At 63.1% G+C, this 19012-nt stretch carries 22 protein-coding genes; 9 read left to right on the top strand and 13 right to left on the bottom strand.

All coding sequences use genetic code 11. From position 1 onward, the window contains the following. Window positions 1-382 precede the first annotated feature (382 nt). Window positions 383-1963 (top strand): beta-N-acetylhexosaminidase, encoded by a 1581-nt coding sequence (locus tag H0B56_RS20290; RefSeq protein ID WP_180894683.1) that lies wholly within the window; start codon window positions 383-385, stop codon window positions 1961-1963. Window positions 1964-2040: 77 nt separating this feature from the next. Here the strand turns inward: H0B56_RS20290 and H0B56_RS20295 are convergent, their stop codons facing one another. The 6 genes from H0B56_RS20295 to H0B56_RS20320 all read right to left on the bottom strand — a co-directional run bounded on the left by H0B56_RS20295 (window position 2041) and on the right by H0B56_RS20320 (window position 6204). After that, complete coding sequence (locus tag H0B56_RS20295; protein WP_180894684.1) at window positions 2041-2283, bottom strand: hypothetical protein; 243 nt, start codon at window positions 2281-2283, stop codon at window positions 2041-2043. Then, window positions 2283-2591 carry a hypothetical protein gene (locus tag H0B56_RS20300; RefSeq protein ID WP_180894685.1) on the bottom strand — a complete coding sequence of 103 codons (309 nt, stop codon included), beginning with the start codon at window positions 2589-2591 and terminating at the stop codon, window positions 2283-2285. The genes H0B56_RS20295 and H0B56_RS20300 overlap by 1 nt, the downstream gene beginning before the upstream one ends. A gap of 247 nt (window positions 2592-2838) precedes the next feature. After that, window positions 2839-3414: a flavoprotein gene (locus tag H0B56_RS20305; RefSeq protein WP_180894686.1), complete on the bottom strand. Its 576-nt coding sequence runs from the start codon at window positions 3412-3414 to the stop codon at window positions 2839-2841. Next, window positions 3411-4649 (bottom strand): helix-turn-helix domain-containing protein, encoded by a 1239-nt coding sequence (locus H0B56_RS20310; protein ID WP_180894733.1) that lies wholly within the window; start codon window positions 4647-4649, stop codon window positions 3411-3413. The genes H0B56_RS20305 and H0B56_RS20310 overlap by 4 nt, the downstream gene beginning before the upstream one ends. Window positions 4650-4918: 269 nt before the next feature. Next, complete coding sequence (locus H0B56_RS20315; protein ID WP_343063975.1) at window positions 4919-5479, bottom strand: NUDIX hydrolase; 561 nt, start codon at window positions 5477-5479, stop codon at window positions 4919-4921. A 260-nt stretch (window positions 5480-5739) separates the two neighbouring features. Then, window positions 5740-6204 carry an NUDIX domain-containing protein gene (locus H0B56_RS20320; protein WP_180894687.1) on the bottom strand — a complete coding sequence of 155 codons (465 nt, stop codon included), beginning with the start codon at window positions 6202-6204 and terminating at the stop codon, window positions 5740-5742. A gap of 326 nt (window positions 6205-6530) precedes the next feature. On the opposite strand from H0B56_RS20320, the gene H0B56_RS20325 reads away from it, so the two are divergent. After that, on the top strand, window positions 6531-7004 hold the full coding sequence (locus H0B56_RS20325; protein ID WP_180894688.1) for an NUDIX domain-containing protein: 474 nt from the start codon (window positions 6531-6533) through the stop codon (window positions 7002-7004). Between the two features lie 90 nt (window positions 7005-7094). Here the strand turns inward: H0B56_RS20325 and zwf are convergent, their stop codons facing one another. The 3 genes from zwf to H0B56_RS20340 form a co-directional block, all read right to left on the bottom strand. Next, on the bottom strand, window positions 7095-8489 hold the full coding sequence (gene zwf, locus H0B56_RS20330; protein WP_180894689.1) for a glucose-6-phosphate dehydrogenase: 1395 nt from the start codon (window positions 8487-8489) through the stop codon (window positions 7095-7097). A gap of 82 nt (window positions 8490-8571) precedes the next feature. Continuing rightward, complete coding sequence (gene tal / locus H0B56_RS20335) at window positions 8572-9666, bottom strand: transaldolase (RefSeq protein ID WP_180894690.1); 1095 nt, start codon at window positions 9664-9666, stop codon at window positions 8572-8574. Window positions 9667-9850: 184 nt separating this feature from the next. Next, the gene (locus tag H0B56_RS20340) at window positions 9851-10144 is read right to left on the bottom strand and encodes a WhiB family transcriptional regulator (protein ID WP_180894691.1); all 294 of its coding nucleotides are present in this window, start codon (window positions 10142-10144) and stop codon (window positions 9851-9853) included. A 159-nt stretch (window positions 10145-10303) separates the two neighbouring features. Between H0B56_RS20340 and H0B56_RS20345 the strand changes: the two genes are divergently transcribed. Then, a complete protein-coding gene (locus tag H0B56_RS20345; protein WP_180894692.1) occupies window positions 10304-10630 on the top strand; it encodes a hypothetical protein in 327 nt (108 codons plus the stop codon). A 98-nt stretch (window positions 10631-10728) separates the two neighbouring features. Here the strand turns inward: H0B56_RS20345 and H0B56_RS20350 are convergent, their stop codons facing one another. Further along, the gene (locus H0B56_RS20350) at window positions 10729-11109 is read right to left on the bottom strand and encodes a hypothetical protein (RefSeq protein WP_180894693.1); all 381 of its coding nucleotides are present in this window, start codon (window positions 11107-11109) and stop codon (window positions 10729-10731) included. Window positions 11110-11814: 705 nt separating this feature from the next. On the opposite strand from H0B56_RS20350, the gene H0B56_RS20355 reads away from it, so the two are divergent. The 4 genes from H0B56_RS20355 to H0B56_RS23085 all read left to right on the top strand — a co-directional run bounded on the left by H0B56_RS20355 (window position 11815) and on the right by H0B56_RS23085 (window position 16470). Continuing rightward, window positions 11815-12324 (top strand): nucleoside-diphosphate kinase, encoded by a 510-nt coding sequence (locus H0B56_RS20355; RefSeq protein WP_180894694.1) that lies wholly within the window; start codon window positions 11815-11817, stop codon window positions 12322-12324. Between the two features lie 16 nt (window positions 12325-12340). Then, window positions 12341-12703, top strand: coding sequence for a hypothetical protein (locus H0B56_RS20360; RefSeq protein ID WP_180894695.1), 363 nt, complete (start codon window positions 12341-12343; stop codon window positions 12701-12703). Between the two features lie 231 nt (window positions 12704-12934). Further along, complete coding sequence (locus H0B56_RS20365; protein ID WP_180894696.1) at window positions 12935-13918, top strand: AAA family ATPase; 984 nt, start codon at window positions 12935-12937, stop codon at window positions 13916-13918. Between the two features lie 188 nt (window positions 13919-14106). Beyond that, the gene (locus H0B56_RS23085; protein WP_180894697.1) at window positions 14107-16470 is read left to right on the top strand and encodes a S8 family serine peptidase; all 2364 of its coding nucleotides are present in this window, start codon (window positions 14107-14109) and stop codon (window positions 16468-16470) included. 33 nt (window positions 16471-16503) lie between these two features. On the opposite strand, the gene H0B56_RS20375 is transcribed toward H0B56_RS23085, so the two are convergent. The 3 genes from H0B56_RS20375 to H0B56_RS20385 all read right to left on the bottom strand — a co-directional run bounded on the left by H0B56_RS20375 (window position 16504) and on the right by H0B56_RS20385 (window position 18108). Next, window positions 16504-16911 (bottom strand): NUDIX hydrolase, encoded by a 408-nt coding sequence (locus H0B56_RS20375; RefSeq protein WP_180894698.1) that lies wholly within the window; start codon window positions 16909-16911, stop codon window positions 16504-16506. Then, on the bottom strand, window positions 16901-17476 hold the full coding sequence (locus H0B56_RS20380) for an NUDIX hydrolase (protein ID WP_219632953.1): 576 nt from the start codon (window positions 17474-17476) through the stop codon (window positions 16901-16903). Before H0B56_RS20380 ends, H0B56_RS20375 begins: the two co-directional genes overlap by 11 nt. A gap of 248 nt (window positions 17477-17724) precedes the next feature. Beyond that, the gene (locus tag H0B56_RS20385) at window positions 17725-18108 is read right to left on the bottom strand and encodes an XRE family transcriptional regulator (RefSeq protein ID WP_180894700.1); all 384 of its coding nucleotides are present in this window, start codon (window positions 18106-18108) and stop codon (window positions 17725-17727) included. A gap of 176 nt (window positions 18109-18284) precedes the next feature. On the opposite strand from H0B56_RS20385, the gene H0B56_RS20390 reads away from it, so the two are divergent. Both H0B56_RS20390 and H0B56_RS20395 read left to right on the top strand, forming a co-directional pair. Next, complete coding sequence (locus tag H0B56_RS20390; RefSeq protein WP_180894701.1) at window positions 18285-18566, top strand: helix-turn-helix domain-containing protein; 282 nt, start codon at window positions 18285-18287, stop codon at window positions 18564-18566. Then, window positions 18563-18931, top strand: coding sequence for a WhiB family transcriptional regulator (locus H0B56_RS20395; protein WP_180894702.1), 369 nt, complete (start codon window positions 18563-18565; stop codon window positions 18929-18931). Before H0B56_RS20390 ends, H0B56_RS20395 begins: the two co-directional genes overlap by 4 nt. Window positions 18932-19012: the final 81 nt, after the last annotated feature.

Here is a 19012-nt window from a genome sequence, read left to right on the forward strand (position 1 = left end):
CGGCTCGGATCCGCCGCCTGATTGATGTTGAGCATTCTGTCGGTCGAACACGCAATTAGCAACAGCCACGACCGGTTCCATGCACCGCCGACCCGCGCTCCGGTTCCGCGCGGTGAGCCTGGCGATCACTCTCAGGACGGTGACGCAAGGAAGCACCGGCAGCCGAATGACCTGATCACACCGCTTGATCCCAGTAGAGCGTGTAGCCTTCGTGCGCCATGCAGAGCTCTTGCGCGAATGTGCTCATTTTTGTCACGATTTCGCAGTAATACGCAGCCTCGCACGAGCCGGGTGACAGCCGGAACCCTGTGCCGGCCGGGATGCCGGCTCGGTGCCGCCCTCCGGCGCGACCTCGGCGCGCCCCTGGTGAAGGAGAACCCGCATGACGATCACCCGTCGGTCCACGTTGCAGGGTCTCCTCGCGGGCGGGACGCTCGCAGCGATACCCGGCTGGGCGCGCGCCGCCGAGGCACCCGCGCAGCCGTGGACGATCCCCGCGATGCGCCGGTGGCGTCCGGCTCCGGGCAGCTTCCACATCAACTCCCCTGCCCGGGTCGTGGTTACCCCGCGGGAGGCCGAGGAGCTGTCACCGACGGCGGAGACGACCGCGGAGGATCTCGAGGCGCTGCTGCGGATCCCGGCGCGCGTCCTGGTCACAGCCAGACCACCCCGGCGCGGCGAGGTACGGCTGCGGCTGGGTGCCGAGGATGCCGTCCTCGGTGCCGAGGGGTACCGGATGGAGCTCGGCGCCGCGGCAGTGATCACGGCCAATACCGCAGCCGGGGCCTTCCACGGCACGCGCAGCCTGTTGCAGCTGCTGGCGCAGCCCGGTCCGGTACCCGCAGGGGTCGCGCTGGACTGGCCCCGCTACGCGGACCGTGGACTGATGGTGGACGTCGGCCGCAAGCACTTCAGCTACGAGTGGCTGGTCGCGCGGGTGCACGAGTGTGCCTACCTCAAGCTCAACTACCTGCATCTGTGGTTCACCGAGAACCTCGGCTGGCGGATCGAGAGCGAGCGGCACCCGGAGATCGTCTCGGCGGAGCACCTGACCAAGCAGCAGGTCCGCGACCTTACCGAGCTGGCGTCGCGTTACCACGTCACCGTGGTCTCCGGGATCACCATGCCGGGGCACATGGGCGCGGCGCTGGCACCGCACCCGGAGTTCCAGCTACGTGACGTCTCCGGACGGGCGAACGAGACCGCCCTGGACTTCACGATCCCCCAGGCGCGGCAGTTCGCCTTCGACCTGGTCGACGAGTACCTGCCCCTGTTTCCGAACCAGCGCTGGACGATCAGTGCCGACGAGTACCTGCCTGCGGCGACCTACCCGCTGTACCCGCAGCTCGAGGAGTACGCCCGGCAGCGCTACGGCGACAGTGCCAATGCCAAGGACGCGGTGTTCGGTTTCGTCAACGACATCAACGCCCATGTCCGCGCGCACGGCCGGACGGCACGTGTCTCCAACGACGATCTGGACGGCGGGGAAGCGGTCGCCGTCGACCCCGACACGGTCGTCGAATGGTGGACGGATATCTCGCCGCTGTCGGACCCCTCGCCACCGACCCCGGCCGAGATCCTCGATAGCGGGCACGAGATCCACAACATCAGCTGGTACCCGACCTACTACTCCAACCTGGGCTTCCCGCTGCCGCCGAAACCGGACCTGGAGGGCATGTACGAGACCTGGGCCGTGCACCGCTTCCGTGGCCCCATGTACCTGCACGGCGACATCGGCGCGCCCTACCACGACATCGACCCGTCGGAACCTCGTAACTCCGGCTCGCGCCTCAACGTGTGGAACGACGACCCCGAGGCCGAGACCGAGCAGGAGATCGCCGAAGGCATCCACCCGCGTCTGCGGGTCATGGCGCAGCAAACCTGGGAGTCACCGAAGCTGGTCCCGACTTACGCGGAGTTCGAGAAGATCATCGACGCCGTAGGCGAGCCACCCCGCACCTGACCAGCCCCGGGGGCGAGCTACGCGGACAGCGCACCAACACACTGACCCAGAATCGAGAGTCCCGGATCACTACCGGGCTAGTCACTGCCCGCACCACCGTCGAGCTGCCCGTCCGGCGGCGGTGCCAGCAGCAGGCAGGGCTCACACGGCATGCCCCGGATCCCGTCCAGCAGTTCCAGCTCGCCCGCCCCGAACGACACGCCGCAGTAGGCATCCAGCCGGGCAGGCACGCTCTCCGGCTCCGCGAAGACGTGCGTGACGCGCCGCGCCTCGCCGACAGTGCCCGGCAGCGGCCGGGCCAGCAGCAGCCGCACCCCCATCACGTCTCACCCCGATCGGGGTGAAGACCGGTGGGAACGGGCGAGGTCGGGGTCACACCCGTTCCCACCGGAGCCATCAACCGCGCCAGGTAGGCCGCGATCGGCCCCCGCCCGCGCCGCTGCCGCAGCTCGCTCGCCCGCTCCGGGGTCACCACACTCGGATGCACTCGCACGAACCGCACACAGGTAACACACGCCGGGCTCGGCGGCTCCAGCATCGAGCCCGGCATCACCACATGCCCGCACAGCGCGCGGTACGTCCCACCGCGCCGCCCCGTCGCCCCGGACAGCTCGGCATGCGTGACCACGTGATCACGGCCATCGGACAGACACCCCAACCACGACGCCCGCATACGCCGCTGACTGTCGTGATCGGACGAGGGAAACGCTTCACAGTCCATCGAGAACCTGCGTGCCCAGAGCATCAATCAGCGATCCCATAGCCAGTGCCCTCCCAGATCGAATCGACGTGGTAGTCCTGCATCGCGTGCGCGTGCACAACACCAGGAAACAACCGAAGGAGACGGATGCCCCGGACAAACTGTCCGGGTCTGCTCAGGAGAAGTCTGGACGTCTCATGTAGGCATCGTTTACAGCCTGCACGAGGGCCGTCCACGGCAAATCTTTACCGGGGGCGCTGCGGGGTTCATGCAAGGGCCACACGTGTTCGCCGTAGACCAAACGCACCCCCGCGTCACGTAGCGCGGCGAGATGCTGATTCCACATCGGTTGCCGCGCGTGCGCCGCGTTGACACGAGGGAACACGACGACGGGCACCTCCTGGCCCCCGATAGCTTCACAAGCCGTCGTGAGGAGTTGGTTGTCGGCGATCCCGAGCGCGAGCTTCGCGACAGTATTCGCGCTTGCGGGAATCACGGCGTACACATCTACCGGTGGGTGAGGGCTACTCTCGCCGGGAATGCGGGGCTGAACCCGTACGGGATATCCGGTGACCTCGGTCAACCTGTCCAACTCACCGAATTGGCCGAGCCAGTGTGCCGCAGTCGGGCTCGCCGTCACCGCCACCGCCCAGCCCGCTGCGATCGCCGGTTCCACGAATCCTTCTCGAATGCGCTCGGCGCCACCAGCCGATGACACGAGTAGGCCACACGTCGGTCGTCGCGTACTCATTGGACCGCCCGGCACCGCTCAGCGAGTCCCGACAACGGCGATGACGTGAAGTTCATCGTGACGGGTGCGCGACGATGCATTGCCTTGACCGTCTCCCGCACTGCAGGACTGTGTCGCACGAGCTGGGGAGCGAGCGCTTCAGCCCCAAGCAGGTGTTCGAGAGCGACGTCGTCCCTAGCGATCATGCTATGCGCGCGAGCCACATCAACCAGGTGGGTTGCGCGTCGCTCAGCAGGAAGATGGTCCACCACGATCGACGGGCCGTGCGCCACGACGTACGGCACATCGCCCAGGTCAAGCGAAGCGGAGATCTCATGCACCGCTACGTTCGTCGGGCCGAAGCCCGTCTGCCAGTAGTTCCCATCCTCGTTCAACTCATCAGCAGCGGTCGATGCGCGACGCAGCAAGTCTGTTGCTACCGCCCGGTCCTGCCGTCGTGCAGCCGCGATAGCGGTACGAAGATGCAGCATGCCGTACAAGCTCAGCGCTGACGGGTCACCATTCGCCATTTGCGGGGCGAGCCATTCCGCAGCACGGCTACCGAGCGCCACTGCGTCATCATATCGCCCCACCGCGAGTAACGCGTGAGTTCCCGCACGTGCGGCAGATGCTAGTACCAAGGGGTCACCGGACGTATCAGCAGCTTGCATGGCACGTTCGGCAGCTATCCAGGCGAGATCAGACTCACCGAGTTTGCTCAGCGTAGTCGCAGCCAGGTGGTGTGTCCGAGCCGATACGGCCAAGCACTCCCTCGCATCGCTCCCACCGGCGTTCGCGACATCCTCGAGCTGTTGCGCCGCTTCGATCAACCCAGGAAGCGTGTTGATCACGCGGCCAAGCCGGCCGGCCTGGTAAGCATCCCAGGCTTGTTCGACGAAATGACTCGATGTCTGAGGGTTGACGTTGAGCGGTTCGGCGGTCGTACCGAATAGAGCATGCGATAACCGCCGAGGTGTCATGAGCGCATCGCGGACCTTGAGAACATCGTCGTTCTCGTTCTCGTCTTCCAAGAGCACCGGCTGCCCGAACAAGTCGGCGACGCTGACGCGCAGCGCCCTCGCAACCTCAGACATGACGTCGAGCCGTCGAACGTCCCGCTCGCCGCGTTCGATCTTGCTCAGCCAGTCAACCTTACGACCAACCAGGTTTGCCAGCACCTCCTGCGTGAGGCCCCGTCGACGTCGGTAGAACTTGATGCGTTCCCCAACGGTCATCTGGTCACCTGCTCCGCGCACATAAAAGATCGTACCGAGCCCATGCGACACGAGAACATCCATCGACCAGCACGCTCGCCGAGTTATCGATTCGCTGGAGGTCAGACACGTAGCCACGCTAGATTCGGTCGCGTCGAGGTGGCGAGTAACCCCACCATGGCTACGACTGACGACGCGGGCTCATGGCACGCACCGACCAATTCCACGACCTGCAGGCTCGGAGAGCGACAGTCGGCACACTCGGTGGGGTCGGGAACGGTGACCGCACACCAGATCCCGTTACAGCGGGTCTAGTAGCCGTGCAAGCGCGCTGTGTGCATCAGCCCGAGCTGTGCACCCGCGCCGATGACCTCTCCTTTGGCGATACGGTCCGGGACCGAAGACAACGGCACCCACTCCACCTTCGCGGTTTCGTTGATGTCAGGCCCGTTGCCCGTCGCTTCCAGTTTCTCGGCAAGGTAGACGCGGTTCTCCATATCGATGCTTCCCGCGAGCGGCTGGAACCGCGCCAGCAGCCGCAGCGAACCAGCACACCACCCGGCCTCTTCCTTCAGCTCACGCGCAGCGGCCTGCTCCGAGTCCTCGCCAGGCTCGATATAGCCCCCAGGCAGCTCCCACGTCCACCGATCCATGATGAACCGGTGACGCCAGATCATCAGCACCTCATCCCGTTCGTTCAGCGCGACCACCATCGCCACCGGAGGCGACCGGAACACGTACTGCTCGAACTCAACCCCATCCGGCAGCTCGACTGACGCGATGCTGACGACCATCTTGCGACTATCGTCCACGATCCGCTCGCCATGAATCGTCCACCGCGTCAGCCCCGTGTTGTTTTCCTCGCCGCTCACGCGCCTACCGTACGCGGCTACACGGGTGGGCTGGCGTGCGGCAGAACGATTCAAGTTGTGTGGTCAGGCAGTACTCAAACCTCAACTTCTCGGGCGTTGTCGACAGGGCGCCCGTGTGCGGATGAACGTCGGCAGTGCCGGTCAACATGTTTGACGATAAATCGACCCCTATGCCTCGGACATGGCGCAACGCTGGCTTCGAACGCGCGGGAAGCTGGGTAACCGATCGAGCCGGTGAACCAACGAGGCGCGTTGACCGGTCAGGGATAGCGCGCGGTGGTGGACTCGCCGTGCTCGAGATACTCCGGCGTCGATGTGCGCAGCGCGGAGCGGATCCGGCGCGCGAGGCGGTCGAGTGTGTAGCTGTCCAGTTCGTCCACCGGCACGTAGCGGGCTTCGGCGATCTCACCATCGGTGAAGGTGAAGTGCGTGTCGGGGTCGAGCCGGGGACCGTCGAACAGGAAGAGCATCTTGTCGCCCTCCGATTCCGAAGGCGCCCAGTCCACCGCCAGCAGGCCACCGACAGCGATATCCAGACCGAGTTCCTCGCGTACCTCGCGAGCGGCGGCTGCCTGCGGGGACTCACCGGGCTCGACATAGCCACCAGGGATGTCCCAGAAGTCCTTGTAGGTCATCCGCAGCATCAGCACCCGGCCGGTGTCGTCGGTGAACAGCACACCGGCCGCTACGCGCGGCGTCGCCGCGTTCAGCCGCTCGTCCGGCATGGCCCCAGCCTACGTCAGCTCATGCCACGATCAGCCGACTCGCCAACCCGGCCAGGTCATCGCCCAACGCGCCGGTGGCACGGCGCATCGCCGATCATTCCCACCCCGTTGTGCCGTATTGCTGCGGCTGCGGCGCTTTTGCGGCACGTTGCCTACGTGAAGCCTGGTGTCATCGATCTGCCCGGCCGGGCCACATGGTTCGCAGCCACCTATGAGTAAGGCCCGACCGGTCGACCCCTGTGCGCGGGGCACCGAGTAACGCTAGCGTCGAACGCGCGGGGAGCTGGGTACCCGCGTCACGCCGGTTGACCAACGAGGGGCGGCTCATGGCACGCATCGACTACTTCCACGACCCGCATGCTCCGGAGGCCAACAGCGTTGTCCCGTCGGTCACCGTCGCAGTGCGTGACGAGCAGGGTCGCATCCTGCTCGTCCACAAGGTCGACAACGATCTCTGGGCGCTACCGGGCGGTGGGCACGACGTGGGCGAGTCCATCACCGCCACTGCCGTACGCGAGGTCCGCGAGGAAACCGGCGTCGACGTGGAGATCACCGGACTCGTCGGGCTCTATACCGATCCCAACCACGTCATGGCTTACGACGACGGCGAGGTGCGCCAGCAGTTCTCCATCTGCTTCTCTGCCCGGCCCACCAGCGCGACAGCGCAGGCGGACGGTACCGAGACGAAAGAGGTCAGGTGGGTCGGGACCGACCGGCTCGACGACCTCACCATTCACCCGTCCATGCGGATGCGCATCGACCACTTCCTCGAAGAACGCGCACACCCGTTCCTCGGCTGACCACTGGACGGCCTGCCGCCACCGCACCCGCCGGACAGCCGTGGTGGCGCCAACCACCCCGGTACGAACGGAAGCGCGCCCCCGGTCCACTCACGGCGCGGGATCGTGCCAGCGACCGTGTGGTTCGATCAGTGCGTCGGCAGCGGCTGGACCCCACGTACCGCGCTCGTACCGGTGGGGCGGTTCCTGCGCCCCGGTCAGCAGCGGCTCAACGATGCGCCACGCCTCCTCCACGGTGTCCGACCGTGCGAACAGGCGTTGGTCGCCGTTCACCGCGTCGCTCAACAATCGCGCGTAGGCGTCGAGGCGCGGACCTTCGCGGTCCTCGTCGTAGGCGTAGTCCAGCTCGACAGGACGGCTGACCAGCTCGTTTCCCGGGGCCTTCATGTGCATCGCCATCGACACCCGTTCCCCCGGTTTGGTGCGAAACGCCAGGTGATTGGGGTGCGGCGGCGGTTCATCGTGGCGCGTGAAGAACAACTGCGGGGGTCGCCGGAACTCGACGAGGATCTCGGTCGCGGTGGTCGCCAACCCCTTGCCTGCCCGGATGTAGAACGGCACGCCCGACCAGCGCCACGAGTCGATCTCCAGCCGCAGGGCCACGAACGTCTCGGTGTGTGACTCCGGGTGGACTCCCGACTCGTCGCGATAGCCGTCGAACTGCCCCCGCACCGCATCGCCGGGATCGACCGGCCGCACGGCCCGGAGCACCTTGGCCTTCTCGTCGCGCAGTGCGGTCGCGTCGGTAGCCACCGGCGGTTCCATCGCCGTGAGCGCCACGAGCTGCATCAGGTGGTTCTGCGCCACGTCACGAACGGCACCGACCCCGTCGTAGAACGCGCCCCTGCCCGCGACGCCGAAGTCCTCGGCCATGGTGATCTGCACGTTGTCGATGTAGTTGCGGTTCCACGCCGGTTCGAGGATGGTGTTGGCGAACCGCAGGACCAGCAGGTCGAGCACCTCCTCCTTGCCGAGGAAATGGTCGATCCGGAACACGGCGTCTTCCGGGAAACGCCCGAGAACGCACCTGTTGAGTTCCCGCGCGGACTCGAGGTCCCTGCCGAACGGCTTCTCGAGTACCACCCGGGCGTCGTCGTTGAGGCCGGCTTCGGCGAGCCGCTCGACGACGGTCTCGAACAGCGCCGGGGGTATCGCCAGGTAGAGCAGCGGGCACCGCGAGCCGTGCAATGTCGCGCGCAGGCGCTCGTAGGTCTCCGCCTCAGTGTAGTCACCCCGCACGTAGCTCAACGAGGCCGCCAGTGTTCGCCACGCCGATTCGTCCTCCGGCCCGTTACCGTCAGCGGAGACGGCGTCCCGCACGTGGCGCCGGAAATCGTCGTCCGACCAGTCAGAGAGCGCCACGCCGATCACGCGAGGCGGGAGCCGGCCGGCTCGTGCCATGTCGTGCAGCGCGGGAAGCAGCTTCTTCCGCGCCAGGTCGCCGGTAGCGCCGAACAGCACGACGGCGTCACACTGCTGCTCCATCACACCGAACGTACTCCGTGACCACCGGATTGCCGTCGCACTCCCATACGTCGCGTGTCGGGCGCGACGAGTCGCATGCCGATCACCGCTCAGCCAGCTTGTCGATCTTGATACTGAGGTTCTCGATCATCTGCTTGAACGAGTCGGCGAACGCGCGGTCTCCGTCGGCGAGCAACCGGGTGCCCAGCTCCTCGAGATCGACCCCCGCCTGCCGCGCCTCGGCCACGACCGCGCGGGCGTCCTCGGCGTGCTCGCGCCGGCCGGACATGGCCTCAGGCACCTCGCCCGAGGCCGCGAACGCGTTCAGGGCCCGGTCGTTCATGGTGTCCACCGTCTTCGGGGCGGCCAGGGCCGAGACATAGTGCGTTTCGAGCAGCCGCGGATCCTTGGTCGAGGTCGATGCCCACAGCAGGCGCTGGGGCGCCGCCCCGGCCTCGGCCAGGTTCCGCCACCGGCCGGTCTCGAGCCACTCCCGATACGCGACGTACACCAGCTTGGCGTTGGCCACGGCCAGCCGGTTCTGCAGCTCGTCGGGAAGTTCCTCGTTGGCCTTGGCGTCGATGCGGGAAATGAAGAAAGACGCCACGGAGTGCACGTCCGGGGCGGCACCCTCGGCCACGCGGCGTTCGAGCCCGCGTGCGTGGGCCTCGGCCACCGATCGCCAGGCGTCGGGGGAGAACACCAGCGTCACGTTCACGTTCACGCCGCGGTAGATCAGCTCCTCGATCGCCGCCATACCCTCCGTGGTGGCGGGCACCTTGATCATGACATTGGCCCGGTCGACCCGCCGGAACAACTGGTCGGCGAACTCGATCGACTCTCCCGTGCTGTGCGACAGCCGCGGCGGCAACTCGAGGCAGACGAACCCGTCCCGACCGCCCGTCGCGTCGTGGACCGACCGCAGGATGTCCGCCGCGGCCACGATGTCGGCGACCGCGACCTCCCAGAACACCGACTCGGGGTCGGTCACGCCACGCTGGATCGCCGCGCGCAGCGCGTCGTCGTAGTCGTCGCCCTCCGAGAGCGCCCGCTCGTAAATCGTCGGGTTCGACGTCACGCCGCTGACCGCGTACTCGTCGACGAGCTTGTCCAACGTCCCGTCCTCGATCAGCGCGCGGTGGATATTGTCGTACCACACGCTCTGGTCGAGCTCCCGCAGCTCGTGTAGCGCGTTCATGCCAGCAGTCCTCCTGCCACGCGGGTACTTCTCGTATCGAACGCCAGGTCAATGCGCGATGTCACGCCGGGAAGCAGCCGCCGTTTCACTCGCCAACCATCCACATCTGATAGTCCGGGAACCGGGGTCGAGCGTGTGTCCACGACGGACGCACGACTACCGCCCGCGAGGACTTCCTCCCGGATCACGCTGCCGGCGTCTGACGTCGCGTCGCGATCAAGCGGTTCCGTTCGCCCTCGTCGAGACCGCCCCACACGCCGTACTGTTCTTCCGCGCGGAGCGCGTAACGCCTGCAGTCGAGGAGCACGGGACAGCTGCGGCACACGGCTTTGGCGCGCTCGATGCGCCGCCTACGCACCCTGCCCCGCTCGTGCTCGGGCGAGAAGAAGGCCTCGCTCGCCATGTCGCGGCACGCGCCGAAGCGCTGCCAGTCCCAGCTCTCCGCCACAGGCGTGGGCAACCGCGAGGTCTCAGCCAACCCTTCAGCACCTCCTCAGTCCGTGGAGCATCTCCCTCCGAGTACCCACGAAGCCGCTGCCTAATCACGCCGCTCCGATGCACGGCTACGGACGACAACGGGTCGTCGATGCGGAACAACCGACATCACGGGACAGCGGAGGGTTCCCGATCGAACCGGGTGACGTGGGCGAAGCACGCGCGAGGCGAGAGCCGTGATGCTGTCACCGACGCGGAACTCCTGGTCGACCGCATGTGCACGATACTGGCCCGCAGGGCGGTACCGGGTTCGGTGATCACCTGCCGGTTCACGGTGCGTTCTCGCCGGCTGGTGCTGGCGGCTTCCACGCATACCGACGACGAGCGACCACCCAGCACGGCGTCATTCGAGCGGCGAGCCGTGGAGAACCTCGCGGATACCGCCGCCCGGGTCGACGCGGACAGCACCGACCGTTCCGGGGCACACGTGGTGCACGTCGAGCTCGTCAAGCAGTGGCCGCTCGGGTGATGGCCGGTCACATACGAGTGGGCGGGCCACCGGAGGCTCCGGTGGCCCGCCCCGCTGCGGCAGCGGCTGCCGCGTGGTCCGATGACCGGCCGGGCGAGTTACTCGAAGTCGCCCGCACCGACGCTGCCGGGCTCACCGGTCACGTCGATCGTCACCGTCGACCCGGCCGGGATGGAACCGGCACTTTCGTCGGTGCACAGCTCGCCCTCGGCGCAGGACGTCTCGAAGACGACGTCGCCCGCCGTGTCCACAGCCTTGATCGTGAACGGCCCGTTGCCGGCGTAGGACTGGTCGAGCAGCGGTGTGTAGGTGCACTCCGACGCGGAGCCGTAGTTCTCCAATCCGCAGTAGTGGCCGAAGAAGCTCACGCCAGCACCCTCGGCTTCCTGGGCCTGGGCGGACGACACGAACATCAGTCCGCCGAGGGTCATCGCAGCAGCCGCTCCCAGGGCGCCGATACGTGCGGTTCGCTTCGCCATGTGTAGTACCTCCGTGCAGTTGCGTACTGGACCGAACTATGTGTGACTACCGGTAGCGGGTACGTAACGTAACAGTGAAGTTCCGGATGAGTCACGGATCACACAACAATGCGACACCAATTCCTTCGAATGTGACGGAATGACAAAACTCTTGTTACGAACCGAAGAGAATCAGGAATATGTCCGCCAAAAATCTATGAAAGGAATTTGTGAATGTTCTTCGTGTCGACTTCGCGGTGAGTACGGCATCCGTGTCACCCGGCGAGGCCCGGGCATCTGATTCCCGGAAACATCCACGAGCACGAACCCACGCACGACCGTCCGACCCCCTGGACAAGCCCGCACGCGAAACGACATCCAGCGACAGCTGTCAACGACGTACCGGCACATCGCCGCGGGAACGGCTTTGTCACTCAGTTCGCCCCGCCAGCACTCGGGCCCCATCCACGGCGTGCGCGGATGGGGCCCGACGTGGAGCCGCCTAGGGGATTCGAACCCCTGACCTATTCATTACGAGAACCTTGTTATCCGTCTAACCTAGCATTGACCTGCCGCTTTATTGAATCCGCTGTAGCTACACGAGGCTCCTTCGGCACCATTTGCACCAGTTCGCAACACGGATAGCTACACGGCAGACCCGAGCCGTGGGAAGCTACGAAGGGCATCAACATGATGCTCTCCGTAGTCGACCGTAAGGGGCAACAAATGACTGACTCGTCAGATCTCGGGGTAGAGCGGACCCTCGTAGTACTCAAGCCCGATGCCGTCACTCGTGGCCTGGCGGGTCGCATCCTGACACGCTTCGAAGATGCGAACCTCAAGATCGTCGGCGTGAAGATGAAGCAGATGGATGCCGACTTCGCCCGCAAACACTACTTCGACCTGGAGGAGCGTCTTGGCGCCGAGGTCTACAACAGCACTGCTGGCTTCATGCAGTCCAACCCGGTTATGGCTGTAGTACTCGAAGGCGTCAACGCCGTCACTACAGTGCGCAAGATCATCGGCGCGACGCTACCGAGCGAGGCTGCTCCAGGCACCGTGCGAGGGGACTTCGCCCATCAGACCAAGGCTTCGGCTGACGTCAGTGGCAAGGCTGTCATGAACCTCGTACACGCTTCCGGCAACGTCGAGGAAGCCAAGTACGAGGTGAACCTGTGGTTCGGTGAGGACGAGCAGTTTGACTACGAGACCGCCGCCGAAAAGCTCGCCTACTAGCCCGGAGTGTGACACAGTGACCGGCGACAGTTTGCCATCGATCATCCAGCTCGAAGCGATATTCCGGCGCGAACTCACTACGAACGCACGCGCGGCGGCCGAAACCGCCTACGCACTGGCGTTTCGTTATAGGAACGAAGATATCGGCGGTTGTCGGCGGTTCGACCTCGCTGGGGAGTGGGCACGGTGCTCGCTGAAGATTCTGGAGGATCTTCCTTCAGATACCCTTGAACAAATCGCGAGCACCCAAAGTTCCATCGGAGGCGTCGCCATACCGCACTTGTTGCACCCAGGCGTCGTGCAGGCGCGGTTGGCAGATGTTCTGCATGACAATTCAACGTCACCAGCTGTCACCGGACATGCGGCTCACGCGCCTTGAGTCAGTCGCCTCGTCCACCGGCGCCGCCGCCCACCGCGCGTCGGCGCGCATGCAAGTTGCACTTCTATAACGATCACCATGTCCTTGATCACCAATGGCGGGTCAAGGTAGTAAAGACGCTTCGCGCGCTGCAAGATAGGGTTGCTTCAGTCTATCGGCGTCCTGCCGACTCGACGTTGTACGGCTGGGTACTTCAGCTGCTTCGAACTCACAGGTGAAGCGGAGGTCACCGTGGCACGCGCAGATCTGCTGATCGACCTAGTTGAAGCAGAGCGATCCGGCGATAAGCAGAAGTTCCAAACCTTGGTAGAGGCAATCATCGCCGAGGAGCGAGCCAACCAGCACCACTTGGTAGCTGATCGCCTCTCCGAGCTGATCACCACCGTAGGTTCATCGGACCTGCTCCCGCGTGACGACGCTGCCACGCGAGTCAACGACCTACTGCTCGACACCGTGCCGCGCCGACGTCTCGATACGTTGCATCTTCGGGATACCGTGCAGCAGGCATCACAGGAACTGATCGAAGAACACCGTCGGATCGAACTCTTACGAAGTCACGGCCTTGAGCCACGCAACCGCCTACTCCTCGACGGCCCCCCCGGTAATGGCAAGACTACTCTTGCCGAAGCGATCGCGACCGAAACCATGCTCCCATTCTACATCGTTCGTTACGAGGGAATCGTGTCAAGCTTCCTCGGCGAAACCGCGGCAAGGTTGGATCATGTCTTCGAGTTTGTCCGCACCCGCCGTTGCGTCGTCTTCTTCGACGAATTCGACACGATCGCAAAGGAACGTTCCGACCTGCATGAGACGGGTGAAGTCAAGAGAGTCGTTTCAACGCTTCTGATGCAGATCGACCGACTACCTCCTCACGTGATCGTGATCTGCTCCACCAATCACTCTGAGCTTCTTGACCGTGCAGCGTGGAGGCGTTTCCAGGTTCGACTAGAACTTGACGCTCCATCCAGGTCTGAGGCGACGTCGTTCCTCAGTTCCCTCCAGACCCGGCTCGGCGGCGACCTCGGCCTTGCACCGCGAACGCTGGCTGACAAGCTCCCGGGAGCAAGCTACGCGGAGCTTGAGCAGATCGCCCTAGACATCCGCAGGCGTTTGGTGCTCTCATTGCCTGGAGGCAACGCACAAGATATCGCTCGGAGTCGGATCGAACAATGGCGGACCCAGGCCCATCCACAAGCCAGGAACGACCACTACTAGCTTTCCCGCCGCCCACGACTGGCGATATCATACCAGGGAAACGCAGACTAATTCCCACCGTTAGTGGCCCGAGTCCCGACCGTCAACGTGAACGTCTAACTCCACAATTCCGCGAGCTTCAGTCGACGCTTGCGAATAAGCGTGCCGAGATCACAGAGCCAACAGCCGCTCCTGACCCTGAGCTTGTAGTGGTTTTTGAACTTGCGGACAGCGTACACAAATTCCAAAACGCAGTCGACAAAATTGACGGCCTCGAGTTTCTTGCCGATTTAGCTGACGACCTTATTGATCCAGACGAAGATTTCTCCTACGAAGATGACCCAACTAAACAAGTACCGATAACACTTTACATGGTTATGACCAACGCACGCGCCGTTGGTTACCTTATAAGTCTATTTGAACAATGGCAGCAGAATCCCCAGGTCAAATTTACCTACGGCCTAAATCCTCTCAAAAATGTATTTAAGCTTCTTCGTTCTATTCGTCGATGGGGACCGCATGATCGTATACGAGAAACCGGATTACTTGAACAGTGGCGAGAAAGCGTTCTAGTTGCTCCTAAACAGCATGTTCGGGTCGAGGTCGAGCTATGGTATCGCAGCACATCTGCGGCTCGTTTAGATTCCCAACAAACTGTCGAAAACATCATACGATCTTCTAACGGGAGTATCGTCGCTACTTCGGAGCAATCGAGCATAGCGTACCACGGTTTGTTGGTAGACATACCTCGTTCCGAGGTTGAGCGCGTCCTTGAACAAGGTCCTACAGCAATCGACTTACTTACCACTGAATATGTCATGATGGTGAGCCCAAGTCTCCCTGTGACTTTTCCGGCATCCGATAGTGTATCACCTCGTCACTCCGATTTTGATCACCGCTTGCCATCCGGCCGACCGCGTATTGCCTTGCTTGACGGAGTACCATTCACTAATCACGAAGTACTCGCAGGTCGTCTAATCATTGATGATCCGGACGATCACGAATCATTGTATACAACCAGTCAACGCTTTCACGGCTCTGCTATGGCGTCACTCATAATCCATGGCGATCTATCTCAGCCAGGAACATCTGCGCGTCAACCGCTGTATATCAGACCTATCCTACAACCTGATGAACATAACAGACTTAACGAGGTCGTCCCGCCGCACGAGCTGCTTGTCGATCTGATACATCGTGCATTCACTCGAATTTTCGAAGGAGATGAGAACCGGGATCCGGCAGCACAGAGCGTCCGAATCGTCAACTTGTCCATCGGTGATCCGGCCCGACCATTTATCCGTCGGCTCAGCCCTCTAGCACGCCTGTTAGACCGGCTGGCTTCTAAGTACAATGTTGTCATAGTCGTAAGCGCAGGAAATCAAGCTTCTATTAGTCCCCGACTCCCAGCCAACGCTGTGGGTTCATCTGATGCTACAAAGCGAGAGATTGCTCGCTGGCTACACGACACCGCTAGCCTTCGACGCCCCCTATCACCAGCCGAATCGATCAATTGTATAACCGTCGGTGCTAGCCACGAGGACCGAACAGACTCCGATTTTCCCGATAACGTGGTGGATGTGGTGCCCACCGGGTTTCCGGCTTGTTTCTCACCTGCTGGTTTTGGCTTCCGTCGATCTGTCAAGCCAGAAGTTCTACTTCCGGGAGGGCGGCAACTGTTTCAGAAGCCAGATCCAACCACCGAAGTACCCAGTGAACTCGTAGGCGTTAATAACCCAGAAACTCCCCCGGGGCTACATACCGCAGCACCAGGACTTGAAGGAGAACTGAAGTCTACGGTCTGGAGTTTCGGAACAAGCAATTCGGCAGCGCTTGCGACTCGTCAACTTAATGAAATATTTGACATACTCGAAAGTCTGGATAATCAGACGGACGAGTTTCAATTTCCGAACCAGCTGTACCATCCCGTGCTGGCTAAGGCCCTACTCGTTCATGCGGCGGAGTGGTACAAAGTTGGAGGCGAACTGCCGCAGCTGCTTGATCTTACTGCGTCGGAACGGCGTCGGGAATTGGCGCGGCTACTTGGTTACGGGACTCTGCGTCAGGAGCGAGCAGCAAAGGCAAGGCAGAATCGAGCGCTATTGCTTGGTGCCGGTTCAATCAACGATGGGCGTCAACACGAATTTTCTTACCCCTTGCCAAGAGGGTTGTCGGGAACAACCGAGTGGAGGCGGCTCACCATAACGCTAGCCTGGATGTCCCCAATTAATGTTTACTCACAGAAGTACCGAGTTGCGAAGCTGCAATTTGAACCACCGGCCGCAGGTATCGGGGTCGACCGCAAGGAGGTACCCCACAACACAGTTCGCAACGGCACTGTCCAGCATGAAATATTGGAAGGCAATAAGGTCGTGGCCTTCATGCATAACGACAGTCTTTCTATAAATGTCCAATGTCGCGCCGAATCGGGGAAACTGGAGCGCGCGGTTCACTACGGTCTCGCCGTCTCTCTTGAAGTCGGATCTACGACATCCGTCGACCTTCATACTCAGGTACGAGAACGACTTCGTGAAGAGGTGCGAACCCGGTCTCGCACCCGTATTACGCCTCCCTAGAACGTGAGTATTTACCAGTTTCGCAACTCTGACTCATGACGAAAGCGCTGCGTCAAGGTACTCCTGCACAGGCTCGTAGAAACCGTGTGGTACGTACTCAGCAAGTTGGTCATGCTTCAACCAAGCAAGGTCGGCTAGCTCGTCGTCGTCGACCACGCTCGCTGAGCCTTCGACAACATGGCACGCCACATAGGCCATCGTGCGCCCGGTTGCCGGGTGTACGCGCTCGCCAAGCACCTTCGATTCAGCGACGGTCAAGCCAGTTTCCTCGCGCGCCTCACGAACTGCCGCTTGACCAGCCGATTCCCCTTCTTCCGCTTCACCGGCAGGGAACTGCCAAGACAAGCTGCCCTCTTTAACGCGCCGTTGCACGAGCAGGACTTTCCCGTCCTGCACGATAATGGCGGCCGCGATCGTTGGGCGCGCGGCTTCAGGCGTCATCTGGGTCACTGTCTACCTCCAGGGCTTTCAGGATTGGCGGAAATATCTGCTCGGCCGGTATGAAGCGCGTCAAGCGCTTCTTCTCGGCCCACACCACACTGACGTTCTCGGCGACGTCCGTGTTGTGCGCCTCGCCTGTCAGGTACTCACATAGCAAGTAGTCACAGTAAACGCTCGTCACGGGGTGGAGTCGGCTGCCGAGGGACCGACGTGCCGCACAGTGCACACCGGTTTCGGCAAGGGTCTCACGCACAGCCACGGTGCCCGGCGTCACCCCTGGCTTGACCATCCCTGCCGGGAACTGCCACGCGATGCCTTCACCGTCAGGCCCGCGCCGACAGACCAGCAGTACTTCATCTTCTCGCACTACCACCGCTATCGCTACGCGGAGCACCTGAGCGCTCTCTGAGATGTCAGGGGGGAGGTCGCCCTGTGCCTCTATGAGTCGGTTGAACCGCGCCCGCACCGCTTCCGGCGCTCGTTCCAAGGCCGCGTCCAGTACCTGTTGCATCTCAGATTTCGGCGTGATGTCCGACTTCTGGTGCCACGTCGCGACCGTTCGCACGCCGATTCCCAAATGGGCCGCGAACGATTCGTTCGTCATCCGCAAGGCCGCCTGAAGCGCACAGGCACTGCGACCCGTCCACGGATTTACCAGTGCCATCTCGTCACGCCCTCCCCAGCGGGACGTGCACCGGAAACGCATCGAAAGTGCGCTGCTCGTGCATCCACGATGCATGGGTTATGGAGGCGATCGCAAGTTGACTGAAAGGCATGAACAGAAGCCATCCGAATACCCCCAAGTGGTCGCCTCTAACGCTGACGGGAAACGTGCTCGATAACGGTGTTGAGCTTCGTGTCCACTTCATCCAGCCGATCGGCAAGCTCGTTCAGCCGCAAGTCGATCGTCTCCAAGCGAGACCACACGGTGTCCCCGTCATCTCCGACGTTCTCGTCAGGTTCCGGCGGTCGGCGACCGCGAAGGACCGCCACCAAGTGCTGCGGATGCCAACCAAGCGCGATGGACAGGGCTTCAAGGGTGCGGGCACTACGACGTCGCTCAACGGTGTGGTGCTGGATCTCGCGGACGATCGCTTGCGAGACACGCGATCGTCTCGCCAGTTCGCGCTGCTGCCACCCGAGCTCGTTGACGCGCTCGTTGATCGCTCGCGCGACCGCCGACCAATTCTCAGTCACCTATTCCTCCGTGCTCCGCCTGCACGGCGAGATTAACGCGTGACGCCATTCCGCGCCGACAGCACTGCGGCTTGTCGGCTGCGGCGGAAACTTCAGTGTCCAACTAGAGCTGAAATCATCAATATTTAACTGAAATCAATCATTATTCAAGTTACTGAGCTGAGGAGTAATCGCTCATGAGTACGCATGTGTCTAACGGCGGTTCGCCGGCCTTCTACACCGTTGCCGAGGCTGCTGAGTTGCTGCGGGTGAATCCGGCAACGTTGTATCGGGCGATCCGCGAGGACGCGTTCCCCGCGGTGCGGATCCGGTCGCGCTATGTCGTCCCGGCTGCTGCGTTGGAGCAGCTCGTCGCTGAGGTGGCCGCTTCGGGTGGGTGTGTGGATCCGGCTCGGTTGATCGCCGAGCGGCGCACCGCCCGTGAGCTGGATGCCCGTCTCGGGGGTGAGGCCCGATGAATCGGGATCGCTTCGACGCGTTGGTGTTCAAGCTGGCCAAGTTCCGGCATGTGCCGGATGAGGTGTTGGCCGAGGTCGTCACCCGGGACGGGTTGTGCTTCTGGGTGTTCGACCGCGAGGAGATCCCGGAGTTGTCCGGGGATGAGGACGCGGATCGGGCGCTGGCCGCCTGGTTGTGCGCCGGGTGTCCGGTCATGGATGAGTGCCTGGAGCTGGAGCTGCGCACGGGCGGGCCGAGCACGGTCGGTGTGTGGGGCGGCATGGCTGATCAGGATCGCCGCGTGCTGTATCCGATCTGGCGCTGGCACCGCGACCACCCACCCAAGGAAGGCGAGGACGAGTGGGACGGGGGTGAACCGGCATGACGGTGGATCTCGCGCCGATCGAGGTGCTGGCCGGGGTGGGCGTGCTGCTGGCGCTGATCCTGGTGTGGCGCGCGGGCTCGC

The sequence above is a fragment of the Haloechinothrix aidingensis genome, from assembly GCF_013450155.1.
Taxonomy (GTDB): Bacteria; Actinomycetota; Actinomycetes; order Mycobacteriales; family Pseudonocardiaceae; genus Haloechinothrix; species Haloechinothrix aidingensis.

Excerpts from the sequence above, each read along its gene's own strand:
- H0B56_RS20290 (WP_180894683.1), top strand. The coding sequence starts at position 383 with ATGACGATCACCCGTCGGTCCACGTTGCAGGGTCTCCTCGCGGGCGGG.
- H0B56_RS20325 (WP_180894688.1), top strand. The coding sequence starts at position 6,531 with ATGGCACGCATCGACTACTTCCACGACCCGCATGCTCCGGAGGCCAAC.
- H0B56_RS20375 (WP_180894698.1), bottom strand. The coding sequence starts at position 16,911 with ATGACGCCTGAAGCCGCGCGCCCAACGATCGCGGCCGCCATTATCGTG.
- zwf (WP_180894689.1), bottom strand. The coding sequence starts at position 8,489 with ATGGAGCAGCAGTGTGACGCCGTCGTGCTGTTCGGCGCTACCGGCGAC.
- H0B56_RS20320 (WP_180894687.1), bottom strand. The coding sequence starts at position 6,204 with ATGCCGGACGAGCGGCTGAACGCGGCGACGCCGCGCGTAGCGGCCGGT.
- H0B56_RS20305 (WP_180894686.1), bottom strand. The coding sequence starts at position 3,414 with ATGAGTACGCGACGACCGACGTGTGGCCTACTCGTGTCATCGGCTGGT.
- H0B56_RS20390 (WP_180894701.1), top strand. The coding sequence starts at position 18,285 with ATGAGTACGCATGTGTCTAACGGCGGTTCGCCGGCCTTCTACACCGTT.
- H0B56_RS20350 (WP_180894693.1), bottom strand. The coding sequence starts at position 11,109 with ATGGCGAAGCGAACCGCACGTATCGGCGCCCTGGGAGCGGCTGCTGCG.
- tal (WP_180894690.1), bottom strand. The coding sequence starts at position 9,666 with ATGAACGCGCTACACGAGCTGCGGGAGCTCGACCAGAGCGTGTGGTAC.
- H0B56_RS20295 (WP_180894684.1), bottom strand. The coding sequence starts at position 2,283 with ATGGGGGTGCGGCTGCTGCTGGCCCGGCCGCTGCCGGGCACTGTCGGC.
- H0B56_RS20355 (WP_180894694.1), top strand. The coding sequence starts at position 11,815 with ATGACTGACTCGTCAGATCTCGGGGTAGAGCGGACCCTCGTAGTACTC.
- H0B56_RS20395 (WP_180894702.1), top strand. The coding sequence starts at position 18,563 with ATGAATCGGGATCGCTTCGACGCGTTGGTGTTCAAGCTGGCCAAGTTC.